The organism is Prochlorococcus sp. MIT 1300, from assembly GCF_034092375.1.
Taxonomy (GTDB): Bacteria; Cyanobacteriota; Cyanobacteriia; order PCC-6307; family Cyanobiaceae; genus MIT-1300.
The window spans coordinates 304,503-317,451 of the sequence record NZ_CP139302.1; the positions used below are offsets into that span (position 1 = coordinate 304,503).

The following is a 12,949-nucleotide window of genomic DNA, read 5'->3' on the forward strand; positions in this document are numbered from 1 at the left end:
TGAATACGGATTATTCGCAGAAGTCGCATATAAGACAATTTCTAAGTCTCATTTTGCGATCAAAATTAGGCTCATGAAACAATAAAAATTCGAATTTTATTGACTTGGCAATGAGCCTTTATTGGTCCATGAGAATTAAAATAAAGAAAAGCAAAAGTTGTCTTTGTCCAATACATGTCCAAAAATTTTGATAGTTGATATATCTGTTGCTATCACTGTGTATTTATTAGTGAGTACCTGTCTCTAAGGCAGGTACTCACTAATAAGTCTATTTCTGACTCGAAGATAACGAGAGGGAAATTAAAACATGGGCTTTATGGATGCAATATGGTCTTTTCAGAGGCCGCGATTAGTAGGGGGTAGATGCATCTCATTTAAAAATTGATTTTTCAATGGCCCAAGAACCTGGCAACAGGTGAACCGCGAGTCGTCTACCCATTCCCGAACGAGACTCGCTATACGCCCTAACACGAGTCTTGCCTGCATATAATAAGACTCACTATAAGACTCGATACGAGTCTTACCTGCGTACAATTAGACTTGCATTAAAGCTTCAAGCGAACCCAAATGAGGGTAACGAAATAATGAAATTCTTAGATGAGAAATTGAAGGCGGGTATGAAATTGGAGGTTGTTTGCAGAGATATTGATTCAGACGGTAAAGGGATCTGCACCTACAAAAAGATTATTATTGCCTCAAATAATTTAATCCCAGGCGAAAGAGCGATTGTCCAACTTGAATACACTCGTGGGTCACGTTGGATTGGTAAAACCATAAAAAGGTTATCTTCCTCGGAAGGCCGTCAAAAAGAAATGTGTCGGCATGCTAAGTATTGTGGTGGCTGCAATCTACAACATTTAACGGACGATTTTGAAATAAGCTATAAGAAAAATATGGTAAGTGAGGTCTTTTCAAGAATTGGAGGAATAAATTGGCAAATGCCATTAGTTAAAAGGGTTAGAACTTGTTCTTATGGTTACAGGAATAGGGCTATTCTTCCAATTAATGAATACTCTAAATCAGATTATGACATTGGTTATTTTCAACCAAGATCTCATAAAATTGTTAACATTAAAGAATGCCCAGTATTACATCCAGTACTAGAGAAACTCCTCTTCCAGGTAATATCTGACTTGCGAGATCAACGAAGTAATACTACTAATTCACTCCTTGTTGGTACGAAACTAAAACATATATGTTTTAGACTCGCTGAGAATACTAGTCGAATTATTATTACACTAGTTGCGAGTTCATATAATATAAGCAATCTTAAAAAGTTAGGCTTTTACTGGGTTGACAAATACAATACAGTTGTTGGTGTGGGTCTAAATATTCAGTCTATGAATACAAACGTTATATTTGGCAAAAAAAATTTCCACTTAGCTGGCGAACGATTCCTAACTGAAAACTTTTCTAATCTTCAATTTCTTCTTTCTGGACAATCATTTTTCCAAGTTAATACTCTGGAGGCTCAAGAGGCTGTAAGAATGATAATTGAATGGTTTGTTCAAAAAAATGTAAAAGAAATTATAGATGCATACTCTGGCATTGGTACTATAAGCTTACCCTTAGCAGCCAATGGTTTTAAAGTTATTGGCTTAGAGTCAAATGTTCATTCTGTTGAATGCGCTCGACTAAACGCCAGCCTAAATAATTTAGTAAATGTAGATTTCGAATGTATAGATGTTAATAATCGGTTGAAGGACCTAATGTCTAAATCTCATTCTCTGGTATTAGATCCACCAAGAAAAGGGCTAGGTTCAAAACTAATAGATGCAATACTTCTAAAGAAACCACTCCATATTGCATATTTGAGCTGTTCCCCATCAACCCTCTCAAGGGACTTAAGTCTCCTAGTAGGAGAAGATTATGGTACCTACAAGATTGAGAAGATCCAACCAATTGATTTTTTCCCACAAACTACACATGTCGAATGTTTAGTTTTTCTAAACAGGAATTAAGTACGTATTACAGCATTAAAAGTCTTGATTACTGAATTTATGATTTTCTCGTGCAAAGGATATATATCTTTTTCCGTCAGAGTCAGCTTCTTATCTCTATAAGTAAGCCGGAAGGTCTTACTACATTTACCAGTTCCTAATTCTTTTCCTTCATAGGTATCTATAAGCTCAACTTTCTCTAAAAGACTTTTACCAGCCTTTTTTATTACAGAATAGACATCCATAGAGGGGCAGTCAATGTCTAGGATAATAGATATGTCTCTTTCCATTGCTGGCATTATAGAGAAATCTTTATATGTAGTTACCCAATTATTTGTTCTCGTAGCTGCTACTAACAGGCTAGAGAAGTCAAGTTCAAATATATAGGAAATTGTTGGCATATCGTAATTTCTAGAGAGGTTTGGATGTATTTGGCCAAAAAAGCCCACATCTCTTCCTTCAAGTTTTATTGAAGCCGATCTTCCAGGGTGCAATATTGAATTTGTTGATAACAGCTTGTCAGTTACTTGTAACTTCATAGAAAGAAAAACTTCCTGAAGTATACCCCTAGCTTCATAATAATTCAGACTTGGATTCTTATCCTGTTGAGACCATTTCTCCATTCGTCGTTTTCCAGAAATCAGACCTCCTAATACCTGCTTTTCTTCAACTCCAATAGTATCTTTCGGAGAGTAAATTTTACCTATCTCATAAATCCAATTTGACGTTTGACCAGAATCTAAGTTTCGTTTCACTATTTTTAAATGTTCTTCATATAGATTTGTCCTTAAGAAACTTGTTTCAGCCAAAAGTGGATTAGATACCCCTATTCTGTTTTCGTTTAAGCTCCCCTCTCCAACGAGAGAAAGGGTTGTTATTTCCTGAACTCCTATAGCGCAAAGTTTTCTTCTAAACATTCTTTCTGCGAGCTGAGTAACTGATAGTCCTCCTGGCTTAATCGGGTTTGGTAGATCTGATTTGAATTTATCGTATCCTATTAATCTTGCAATTTCCTCAATCAGATCGACCTCCCTTGTAAGATCTTTATCTCTGAAAGGCGGAATAGAAACTACCCAACCCTTTTCATTATCAATTAATACACAGCCAAGTGATTCTAATACTTGTCGAATTTCCTTATCGCCTATGTAATGTACTACTGATCCTATATTTTCCAATGGGCCTAGCAAATTATGAATTGCAGATCTACGAAGAATTACCTTGGGTTGATCAAGATATTTAATTCCGTTGAACCAAGTTTTAGTATCACCTACTGTTGTTATTCCCTTTAGCAGTTCTACGGCCCTATGAGCCGAAGATATCGTTTGATTGAGAGGAATACCTTTTTCAAAACGACTACTTGATTCTGTTCGGAGTCCAACAGCGCGCGATGATTTTCTTACGGACTCCGATGTGAAAATTGCTGACTCTAACCATATTTCAGAAGTCTTACTTGTCACAGCACTATCCTGACTTCCTAAAACTCCTGCTATTGCTACTGGTACATCACAACAAGTTACCAAATGAGAATCAGTATCTAAAGCATATGATTTCCCGTCAAGGCCAATAAATTCCTCACCTTTGTAAGCTTTACGTTGTCCAAAGTCATTTGCAGAAACGGTTTTACCTGCTATTTTTTCCAAAGCCAAGGCATCAAAAGCATGCAGTGGCTGACCCTGCTCTAACATTACATAATTGCAGATATCAACTATTAGATTCACTGACTTTATACCTGATCTTAATAACCTTCTACTAATTGTTAGTGGAGTTTTACAACTAGTATTTATATCTTTAATATTAGTGGCAGCATATAATCCTGATTCTTTTATAAAACTACTAGTTAGACTATCAGCTTTAAATTCACAGCACTCTATAATATTATTCTGCGTTGGAAAATTTAATTTTGAATTTGTGAGAGCTCCTACCTCTCTTGCTATTCCCATCATTGACATGCCGTCAGGCCTATTAGCTGTGATCGCCAAATCCAGGATCTGATCATTGAGCCCAAATATTTCTGAAACGCTTGCACCTAAGCCTGGCAGCTCATTCGAATGATCCTCAAGTATTGCTATTCCTTCCGATGAGTCAGAAAGCCCAAGTTCACTCAGTGAGCAGATCATTCCCGAACTTCTGACACCTCTTAGTTCGCTTTCTTTTATTTTTATATTTACAGCGGGTAGAGAAGTCCCAACCACTGCAACTGGGACATGGATTCCTTCTCGAACATTTTTGGCTCCACAGACGATCTGAAGAGCCTCTGTGTCACCAACATTGACCTTGCAGACACTTAATTTGTCTGCATCTGGATGAGCTTCCCGAGACTCAACAAACCCAACTACTACACCCTTAGCTGAAAGGGAAAGGTCCTCTATAGCCTCTACCTCAAAACCTGCCATCGACAGACTTTCAGATAGCTCATCTACGGTTTGAGCAACCTGTACAAGATCCTTTAGCCAGGAGATTGAAACCCGCATAGATCAACTTGTGTTAGTTGAGATCCTAGTTACATGACCATCATTTGATCATCGAGGGGCCTTGCTAGTACGATCTATTGTTGTGATTTCAATTCGCTTAAGCGGCGTAACGCTCTACTTAAATCAATCAAGAGGGCGTCCGGATAGAGTGATGCACACAAGTCGCTCTAAAGGCCGGTCCATTCCCGCCAGATGCTGTTAAGAGCTGTGTACCCCACACACCCATAGCAGCTCAGGAAGACTCCCTAACGGCTGGAGATCAAGCAGGTCTGACCGGACATCCTCATGTCAATTCTCTTATTGAGAGGAATTGACCAAAAGACCACGTCAAAATCCACCGTTCGTAAAAATGTCCAATTCATTCTTCAAAAAGCGCTTATCCCCTATCAAACCAGGTGAGCCAATCGACTATAAGGATGTAGATCTTCTTAAGAAGTTCATAACTGATAGAGGTAAGATTCTTCCAAGACGGTTGACTGGACTGACTGCAAAACAACAAAGGGATTTAACAACCGCCGTCAAAAGGGCCCGCATAGTAGCTTTACTTCCTTTCGTAAACCCAGAAGGATGACCTCGCTTACCTAGAGATCACAAGGAATATTCATTAGAGTGGTTTGCCATACACCCGATATAGGAGCAGAACTCCCTAATAGTTTCCCCAAAGAAGCTCTTACCCAGGCCGCATCCTTAGCAGAAGACCATAAAGACCTTCTCAATCTTGACAGTGACCGCCTGGATCTAACTCATTTAGTCACGTACACAATTGACGATGATGACGCTTTTGAAATAGATGACGCAATCTCATTACAGACTATAGGCAATCAACAATGGATCTGGATTCACATAGCCGATCCAAGTAGGTATATAGGCATTGATACTCCATTAGATTTAGAGGCTCGTAAACGAGCAATCAGTGTCTACCTCACTGACAAGGTAATATCCATATATCCCGAGGTTATAGCAAAATCGGTTTTAAGCCTTAATGCAGGCAGAAAATGTCCAGCTATGAGTGCAGGAGTACATTTAGACGAGTCGGGTGAAGTAATTAAATATCGTATAGAACGAACGTTTATCAAGCCAAAGTATAGACTTACGTATAAGGATGCAGATGAGTTGATAGACTTTGCTCCAACTGAAGAAATAGATCTTGCAGTTCTATCCAAATTACTTAAAGTAAGATTAAACTGGCGACTAAGTCAGTCTGCTATACAGCTTGAACAACCTATAGGTCGATTTCGGGCGAAAAATAATAAGCTAACAGTTGAAATTCTAGAACCATCAGTTGCAAGAAGTCTGGTCTCAGAAGCGATGATTTTGTATGGAACAGTAGTTGCACAACATTGTATAGCTAATCAACTAACAGTGCCGTTTAGAAGTCAGAGCAGATTCGAATTACCTCCAAATTCCTCACTTATTAACTTGCCTGAAGGTCCAGTAAGAAATACAACCATAAGAACTAACATGACAAAGGGTATAAGTGGTATAAAACCCTCCCCACATTTTAGTATGGGTTTGGATGCTTATGTCCAGGCGACCTCCCCTATTCGACGCTACAGTGATTTAATTATACAGAGACAGATTATCTCATTCAGCACGGGTAGACCACAATATTCCGACGAAGATATACTATCACTGATAGACGAATTGTCTGCAGCTTCTAAGCAGTCCTTAGCCATAACAAGAGAAGACCAATATTATTCAAGATATTTATGGTTTAAGAATTCCTCTGCAAATCACTATAGTGCACAATTCCTTAGATGGCTTCGTCCAAACGAGGGAATCGCACTAGTTCACATAACATCCCTTGCGATGGACCTGCCTTCTAAAATTAAAGGTGTACGAGATCTTCCGCCAGGTTCCCTACTTAAAATAAGAGTTGATTCTATTGACGACAAGACCTTCAAAATCTATCTTGTTAATGAATAATTCTATAGGAAACACCACTAGCGATTTCTAATGCAGTTTTACTCCTTCAAGGAATATTCTCAAGCCCTCGTCAGGTCCTCAGCCAAAAGTTCTAATTGAAATGAAATTCACAATTACAACTCCACTCTACTATGTTAATGACAAGCCTCATTTAGGTAGTCTTTATACAACTCTCGCCTGTGACACCATTTCACGTTTTCATCGATTAGAAGGTAATGAAGTAATCTTTATAACCGGGGTCGATGAACATGGTCAGAAAATATTAAGAACAGCTGAATCAAAGAATCTTACGCCCAAGGAACATTGCGATATTATTTGTACAAAATATAAGGAATTATGGCATCTATGGGATATTTCCTATGATAGATTTGTTCGAACCACTGACAATTTGCACAAGCCAATTGTAGAATCATTTTTCAAAATAGTAGAGGCATCAGGCGATATCTATATTGGAAGACAGCAGGGTTGGTATTGTGTTGGATGCGAAGAATACAAAGATGTGGAAAGTAATTCCGAAGAACCTATCTGTCCGATTCATAATAGGAAACTAGAATGGCGAGACGAGGAGAACCTATTTTTTAGACTCTCTAAATATCAGTCACAAATCGAACAACTTATTAGTAAAGAAGGCTTTATTCTTCCCAAATCGCGAAAAAATGAAATTGAAAACTTTGTAAAGAAAGGCTTAAGAGATTTTTCCATTTCAAGGGTAGATCTTCCATGGGGAATAGAGGTTCCTGGTTACAAGCAACATACATTCTATGTATGGTTTGATGCATTAATAGGATATTTGTCAGCATTAAATCCGTCTGGTGAGAATATTACTTTGAATCAATTGAAAAGTCATGGCTGGCCAGCATCTGTGCATGTTATAGGTAAAGACATTCTGCGATTCCATGCCGTCTATTGGCCGGCAATGCTTATATCAGCTGGCTTACCTTTACCAGCACAGGTGTTTGGACATGGTTTTTTAACCCGTGAAGGGCAAAAAATGGGTAAATCTCTTGGAAATGTTCTTGATCCGAATGAGCTTTACCATAAATATGGTCAAGATGCCGTGCGCTGGTATCTATTAAAAGACTTCCAATTCGGGCATGATGGAGACTTTCAGGAACAGCGATTTGTAGAGCTTATAAACAACGACCTTTCAAATACGATAGGAAATCTTCTTAACCGTACTATATCAATGTCAATAAAATGGTTCAATAATCAAACCCCAACTATCAACCATGAGGAAATAGCATATCATCCACTAAATGAACAATTATCTAAGATTATTGATGAGTATAGAACAACTATGTCCACCCTCCAGATTTCAAGATCTGCTGAATTGATATTGAATATAGCTACTCTAGCAAATATTTACCTTAATGAAAAAGAACCCTGGGCAAAAATAAAAGATAAGGCTAATGCTAACGAAGTCGCTAAAGATATATATTGTGTTTTAGAAGCTACTAGAATCGTAGGAGTTATGCTTAATCCACTTTTACCTCAATTAAGCCATCGGATATTAGCTCAGCTTAATTTCGTTATTGACGACACCCATTGGACACAATCACTAAGATGGGGACTACTTAGGACTAAAGAGCAACTTTCCAAACCAATCCCAGTTATGCAGAAACTTGAATTGCAAAATGAATCCTGAATCGTTTTACAAATTCTTGCCATTGGTATTTTGCTTCCTACTAAGTTCGTGCCGATTTTCTCCAAATTCAAATCCAACCTCCAGCCCCCCTTTAGTATTCAATTCTCTTAATCTGAGGAGTCAAAAACAAAGTGGTGTTATGGACTGGTCGCTTAAAAGTCCAAAAGCAAGATATCAACATGGAATAAGATTGATAAAAGCAATAGATCCCTCAGGAATCATTTATCAGGATGACAAACCTTATATATCAATCAAGGCAAAACTCGCAACAATAATAAATGATGGAGAGATTCTATTGTTAGAGGGTGAAGTAAGACTTAAACAGTTAACCAATAACAAAGCAGTAATATTGGGGAAAAGTATGAAATGGACACCAAGTAATTCGCTTATAGTTATAGAACACAGACCCACACTACATATACCTTATGAATAGTAAATTGTCCATTTACCTAATCAATCAGTGTATCAACCAATTTTCGTGACCAACCTTCAATCCATGTCTCATCAGACTTAGAAAAACATCTCTTAGACCAGCCACCAACGATTAAGAATCCCGCTTTATCTAATGGACATACGATAATTGAGGGCAACCCCTTTGCCACAGAATCAAATTCACTTTTACCAGGATATAATGCCGTATTTACTAGTGATATAAATTGCCCTTTTTTGCTGGCCAAAGAGCAAATCTCTCCTACTTCAAATTTACCATCACCCAAAATTCCTCTATGCAGAATTACTGATCCTTGCCAATACACCAATATTGAAGCAGCAGGTGTAGCTGTAAGGATCAGCTGACTCCCCCAGGCAAGTTCAGTCCTCTGATTAAGAGGTAGTGATTCAAGAATTTGAAAACCTTGATTGCCATCAATCTCCTCCGGTAATGATTTCTGAGGATTTACTTCACTCCAAAGTATCGATACAAGCATTAGTCCAACTCCTGAAAGTCCCGCTAGGACTTCTGCACGCTGGAAGCCTGGGGTAATAGTCTCTCCGTCAAACCAATTAAATATTGCCAGCGCCAATACAACAATTCCTGAAACAAGTGTTATGCGAGCTGCTCCATTCATTGGCAAAATCAAGAAAGTAAGACTTCAATTATTTGTAAAACGCTAATGGATACCCCATCTAAACAGATTGAAGCCTTTGTAACAGTCTTACTAGCGGCTGTTGCTAGTGACGGCGTATTGACACCTGGGGAGGCTCATTCGCTACGTGAACAGCTTGAACTGAGACACCCATTTTCTGAAATGACAAAACTTGAAATGGCAGCGTTGTTCGACAGCATTTTGTCAAGACTGAGGAGTACCGCTACAGAAGTATTAGTTGCCGAGGCGATAACTCGGCTTTCGTTTGATCAACAGGAGAGTGTTCTTGCTGTGTCAGCACACTTGTTGCATGCGGACGGTGTGGTCTCTCCACCAGAGGAGGAATTCCTTGAGCACTTGATAACCCAGGTTTCCTTGCCCAGAGAGCATGCAAATATGATTTTGCTATCGATTGTGGCACTAAACCGAGACACTCTTTCCAGATGAAGCAAACTAGAGGAAATTCCTTTGTTGAGATGAGGATCCAATCCCTATCAAAATTAACTACCACGGCTCTAGCCCTATTGATAAGCCTAGTGGTATTTATATTGCCTTCCTATGCTCTATCTCCAAACGACTTCCCTAGTGATAGGCCCGATAAACAGGTTTATGACTCGGCTAATGTCCTTAGTCGTTCGACTAAGGGAGAGATCGAAAAAAGACTTTTAGATTTAGGGGGTGATCGCCTAGATGCTCGACTCATAACCCTCAGAAGCCTTGACTATGGAACTACGCTTTCAGGTTTTGGTGAGGGACTTATAAAAAATTGGACTTCAGGTTCATTACTTGAAAACAAACCTCTTTTGTTAATTCTAATTGATGCGCAAACAAATCAAACAGCAGTCCTCTCTGACGAGCAGTTAAAGAAGCAACTACCCGATTCATTGCTCAGAAGTACAGCTAGAACAACGATTAGTACCCCGTTAAAAGAGGGCCAACGCTATAGAAAAGCCTCTGTAGATGGAATTAATAGGCTAGAAATCGTTCTCAATGGTGGAGAGGACCCTGGTCCCCCCAAAGAAGCCCAAGCATTGCCCTCAAATGTACCCACTCGAAATCAGACCGAAAACAGCAACGCAATTATCTGGGTCGTAGGCTTACTTGTTATCGGAACTATTGTGCCAATGGCTACATGGTGGTTTTTCTCACGATAGCTTCTTCATGATTGATTATGAAATAAGCATGAAATTATCAGGTTAAGCGTACTATTCATCAATAAGCTCCAAAGGTGAACATTAAAAATGTCAGTCCTGATTTAATTTTAGTTACAGGACCCACCAGAGGGGGGAAGAGCTTATGGGCAGAGAAAATAGTATTAAAATCAAAGCAAAGATCTGTTCACTATCTAGCCACATTAGAAATTGATAAGAAAGACAGGGATATTTCCAAACGGATAAAAATCCATCAATCACGCCGCCCCAAAACATGGACATTGCATGAATGCAATATCAATCTCCCTTTAACTCTCGCGAATATTAGTTTATCCGAACCAATCATAATTGATTCCTTAGGTGGATTTGTGGCAAGCCATATTGAATCAAATGATTTTGAATGGTACACACAAAAAAGCTATTTACTAAAGCTCATAACTCAACGAACCGCTAAATCAGTAGTTGTTTCCGAAGAGACTGGTTGGGGAGTAAGCCCACCAACACATATTGGCAATTTATTCAGAGATAGACTCGGTTCCTTTTCACAGGAATTGAGTTCAATTGCATCTACAACATGGCTTGTTGTTCAGGGTAGAGCTATAAACTTAAATGATATAAGCATTAAAATTTAACTTATTAGACTAATGTTATGGATCCTCTCTCAATTGTGCTTCATGAACCACAAATTCCACCTAATACAGGAAATATAGCCAGAACCTGTGCAGCCTTCAGATTGCCGCTACATTTAATTAGGCCCCTTGGGTTTAGTCTCGATGACAAATATCTAAAAAGGGCAGGTCTAGATTATTGGCACCTTGTCAATGTTATGGTCCACGAAAATATATCTACTTTTGAGAGAACACTTAACTCCAATCAAAGAGTACTGGGCACTAGTAAGTTTGGCGGCCTCTCCTTAAATGAGGTGAAATTTACTAAAGGAGATGTATTACTTTTTGGGAGAGAGGATACAGGTATTCCTCCAGTACTTAGAAAAAGATGTGATTTAATTATCTCAATACCAATGCCGGGGTCGATAGATGATTTGGGTAAATCAGGAGTAAGAAGCTTAAACCTTTCCGTAGCATGCGCTCTAGTTGCATATCAAGCATGTACTCAACTTGAGTTAATAAATAATTGAGCATATTCTCTATTTTGTTCCTGTAACTGGTTCCACCTAATAAAAAAAGTGGAGGTGACCGATTTTTTAGATCTTTGATCCAACTATTTTTCTGATTAAATTTCTGACATACGGGTCGGTCCAAACCTCAAGCTTTAGCCATATAGGCCACTCCATATACCTGCCAAACCAGCAAAGCAAGTGGCTTTGGGAAGTGGGTTGTTATGATCCATGCATTGTCTCGGTAGCTCAGCTGGTTAGAGCACAGGATTCATAACCCTGAGGTCGGGAGTTCAAGTCTCCCCCGAGACATTTCCTAAACTATAGAAGGATAAAAGTTCAACTATTTCTATTAGCCATAAAATTTTCCAAAACTCCCAACCAACCTCTACCACTAACTGCTATAAAGGGTCTATTAATATTTAATTAACCTGATAATAGGTGGCCGTACCATCCTTAAATTGAACTAAATTAATTAAACTATAAACAACTATAATGGCCAACCAAAAGCAATCTAATGTTTTTGATTAACTACCGATACTAAAAGAACTGTTTAATTTGCTGTTTAAATCACTTAACACAATTCAATTGAATTGAGCCTATCTCGAAAGGAAGAAGGACCTTCCTCTTGCTGTAAATCCTCATTCTCTTTACCTTCTAGGGCATTAGGTCGTCTATTTACACGCATGGCGACTCCCTTAAAGGGTTTTACTTGCACTGTGAGCTTTTTTGTCTCTGGATCACGGCTAATTGGCTGAGCCTTAAGTTCAGTTCTCACTTGGTTTAACAAGCGAAAGTGTCCGGTACTACTGAACTTTCTTAGAAGAGCTTCATCCCATTTCATCGGTCACCTTCGCTTAAGGGAGCATGAGCTAGTGGCTAGCTCGTTAGCTCATTCTAAAAGTTCACTCATAAAGCCATTGTCATGATAAGTTTTATGGTTAATGGGACTAATTGGCTTCTTGCTATTCAAGTCGTAATTATCACCATCCACTCCATCGCTCCCCTTTCATGACCGCAAACGGCTGCCTTCGTGTGGGCCAACAGGCGCCCGATTTCACCGCCACTGCAGTAATTGATCAGGAATTTAAAGAAATTAGTTTGTCTCAATACAGAGGCAAATATGTAGTCCTTTTCTTCTACCCTCTCGACTTTACTTTTGTATGTCCAACTGAGATCACAGCCTTTAGTGATCGTTATTCTGATTTCTCAAGCAAAAACACAGAGGTTATCGGTGTTTCGGTCGATAGTCAATTTAGCCATCTAGCTTGGATACAGACCCCAAGGAACCAAGGTGGTATCGGAGATATTAACTATCCACTTGTTGCTGATTTGAAGAAAGAAATTTCAACAGCATATAATGTTTTAGAAGATCAAGAAGGAGTAGCACTTCGAGGGCTATTTATTATTGATAGAGAAGGATTAATTATGCACTCAACAATAAATAATCTGCCTGTTGGTAGAAATGTTGATGAAACGCTGAGAATCCTTCAAGCCTTTCAATATGTACAGTCTCATCCCGATGAGGTTTGTCCAGCAAACTGGACTCCAGGTGAACAAACAATGAAACCAGATCCTGTTGGTAGTAAGGAGTTCTTCTCGAAGATAGATTAA

General features: G+C 38.8%; 13 protein-coding genes and 1 tRNA gene. 11 read left to right on the forward strand and 3 right to left on the reverse strand.

The annotated features are described in order from the left end of the window. Positions 1-584: 584 nt before the first annotated feature. Positions 585-1,961, forward strand: coding sequence for a 23S rRNA (uracil(1939)-C(5))-methyltransferase RlmD (rlmD, locus tag SOI83_RS01560; RefSeq protein ID WP_320676856.1), 1,377 nt, complete (start codon positions 585-587; stop codon positions 1,959-1,961). On the opposite strand, the gene pheT is transcribed toward rlmD, so the two are convergent. Next, positions 1,958-4,411 (reverse strand): phenylalanine--tRNA ligase subunit beta, encoded by a 2,454-nt coding sequence (gene pheT, locus SOI83_RS01565; RefSeq protein WP_320676858.1) that lies wholly within the window; start codon positions 4,409-4,411, stop codon positions 1,958-1,960. The genes rlmD and pheT overlap by 4 nt on opposite strands. Before the next feature lie 349 nt (positions 4,412-4,760). Between pheT and rpsR the strand changes: the two genes are divergently transcribed. The 4 genes from rpsR (at position 4,761) to lptC (ending at position 8,415) form a co-directional block, all read left to right on the forward strand. Beyond that, positions 4,761-4,982 carry a 30S ribosomal protein S18 gene (gene rpsR / locus SOI83_RS01570; protein WP_320676859.1) on the forward strand — a complete coding sequence of 74 codons (222 nt, stop codon included), beginning with the start codon at positions 4,761-4,763 and terminating at the stop codon, positions 4,980-4,982. 38 nt (positions 4,983-5,020) lie between these two features. After that, positions 5,021-6,337: a ribonuclease catalytic domain-containing protein gene (locus SOI83_RS01575; RefSeq protein WP_320676860.1), complete on the forward strand. Its 1,317-nt coding sequence runs from the start codon at positions 5,021-5,023 to the stop codon at positions 6,335-6,337. Between the two features lie 100 nt (positions 6,338-6,437). Continuing rightward, the gene (gene metG / locus SOI83_RS01580; RefSeq protein WP_320676862.1) at positions 6,438-7,982 is read left to right on the forward strand and encodes a methionine--tRNA ligase; all 1,545 of its coding nucleotides are present in this window, start codon (positions 6,438-6,440) and stop codon (positions 7,980-7,982) included. Beyond that, the gene (gene lptC, locus SOI83_RS01585; protein ID WP_320676864.1) at positions 7,972-8,415 is read left to right on the forward strand and encodes an LPS export ABC transporter periplasmic protein LptC; all 444 of its coding nucleotides are present in this window, start codon (positions 7,972-7,974) and stop codon (positions 8,413-8,415) included. Before metG ends, lptC begins: the two co-directional genes overlap by 11 nt. A gap of 16 nt (positions 8,416-8,431) precedes the next feature. On the opposite strand, the gene SOI83_RS01590 is transcribed toward lptC, so the two are convergent. Then, entirely contained in the window at positions 8,432-9,061 is a 630-nt protein-coding gene (locus SOI83_RS01590) for a cofactor assembly of complex C subunit B (protein WP_320676866.1), read from the reverse strand. Between the two features lie 33 nt (positions 9,062-9,094). On the opposite strand from SOI83_RS01590, the gene SOI83_RS01595 reads away from it, so the two are divergent. The 5 genes from SOI83_RS01595 to SOI83_RS01615 all read left to right on the forward strand — a co-directional run bounded on the left by SOI83_RS01595 (position 9,095) and on the right by SOI83_RS01615 (position 11,647). After that, positions 9,095-9,514, forward strand: coding sequence for a tellurite resistance TerB family protein (locus SOI83_RS01595; RefSeq protein WP_320676867.1), 420 nt, complete (start codon positions 9,095-9,097; stop codon positions 9,512-9,514). Between the two features lie 29 nt (positions 9,515-9,543). After that, positions 9,544-10,221, forward strand: a complete 678-nt coding sequence (gene psb32 / locus SOI83_RS01600) for a photosystem II repair protein Psb32 (RefSeq protein WP_320676868.1) — start codon at positions 9,544-9,546, stop codon at positions 10,219-10,221. Between the two features lie 74 nt (positions 10,222-10,295). Then, positions 10,296-10,850, forward strand: coding sequence for a bifunctional adenosylcobinamide kinase/adenosylcobinamide-phosphate guanylyltransferase (locus SOI83_RS01605; protein ID WP_320676870.1), 555 nt, complete (start codon positions 10,296-10,298; stop codon positions 10,848-10,850). 17 nt (positions 10,851-10,867) lie between these two features. Further along, complete coding sequence (locus tag SOI83_RS01610) at positions 10,868-11,356, forward strand: tRNA (cytidine(34)-2'-O)-methyltransferase (RefSeq protein ID WP_320676871.1); 489 nt, start codon at positions 10,868-10,870, stop codon at positions 11,354-11,356. A gap of 217 nt (positions 11,357-11,573) precedes the next feature. After that, positions 11,574-11,647: transfer RNA gene (locus tag SOI83_RS01615), tRNA-Met, on the forward strand. 262 nt (positions 11,648-11,909) lie between these two features. On the opposite strand, the gene SOI83_RS01620 is transcribed toward SOI83_RS01615, so the two are convergent. Then, complete coding sequence (locus SOI83_RS01620) at positions 11,910-12,179, reverse strand: hypothetical protein (protein WP_320676872.1); 270 nt, start codon at positions 12,177-12,179, stop codon at positions 11,910-11,912. A 167-nt stretch (positions 12,180-12,346) separates the two neighbouring features. Between SOI83_RS01620 and SOI83_RS01625 the strand changes: the two genes are divergently transcribed. Then, positions 12,347-12,949: a peroxiredoxin gene (locus tag SOI83_RS01625; protein ID WP_320676873.1), complete on the forward strand. Its 603-nt coding sequence runs from the start codon at positions 12,347-12,349 to the stop codon at positions 12,947-12,949.

Bases quoted from the DNA above. Each gene is read 5' to 3' on its own strand.
- rlmD (WP_320676856.1), top strand. From the start codon at position 585: ATGAAATTCTTAGATGAGAAATTGAAGGCGGGTATGAAATTGGAGGTT.
- pheT (WP_320676858.1), bottom strand. From the start codon at position 4,411: ATGCGGGTTTCAATCTCCTGGCTAAAGGATCTTGTACAGGTTGCTCAA.
- rpsR (WP_320676859.1), top strand. From the start codon at position 4,761: ATGTCCAATTCATTCTTCAAAAAGCGCTTATCCCCTATCAAACCAGGT.
- metG (WP_320676862.1), top strand. From the start codon at position 6,438: ATGAAATTCACAATTACAACTCCACTCTACTATGTTAATGACAAGCCT.
- lptC (WP_320676864.1), top strand. From the start codon at position 7,972: ATGAATCCTGAATCGTTTTACAAATTCTTGCCATTGGTATTTTGCTTC.
- SOI83_RS01595 (WP_320676867.1), top strand. From the start codon at position 9,095: ATGGATACCCCATCTAAACAGATTGAAGCCTTTGTAACAGTCTTACTA.
- psb32 (WP_320676868.1), top strand. From the start codon at position 9,544: ATGAGGATCCAATCCCTATCAAAATTAACTACCACGGCTCTAGCCCTA.
- SOI83_RS01610 (WP_320676871.1), top strand. From the start codon at position 10,868: ATGGATCCTCTCTCAATTGTGCTTCATGAACCACAAATTCCACCTAAT.
- SOI83_RS01620 (WP_320676872.1), bottom strand. From the start codon at position 12,179: ATGAAATGGGATGAAGCTCTTCTAAGAAAGTTCAGTAGTACCGGACAC.
- SOI83_RS01625 (WP_320676873.1), top strand. From the start codon at position 12,347: ATGACCGCAAACGGCTGCCTTCGTGTGGGCCAACAGGCGCCCGATTTC.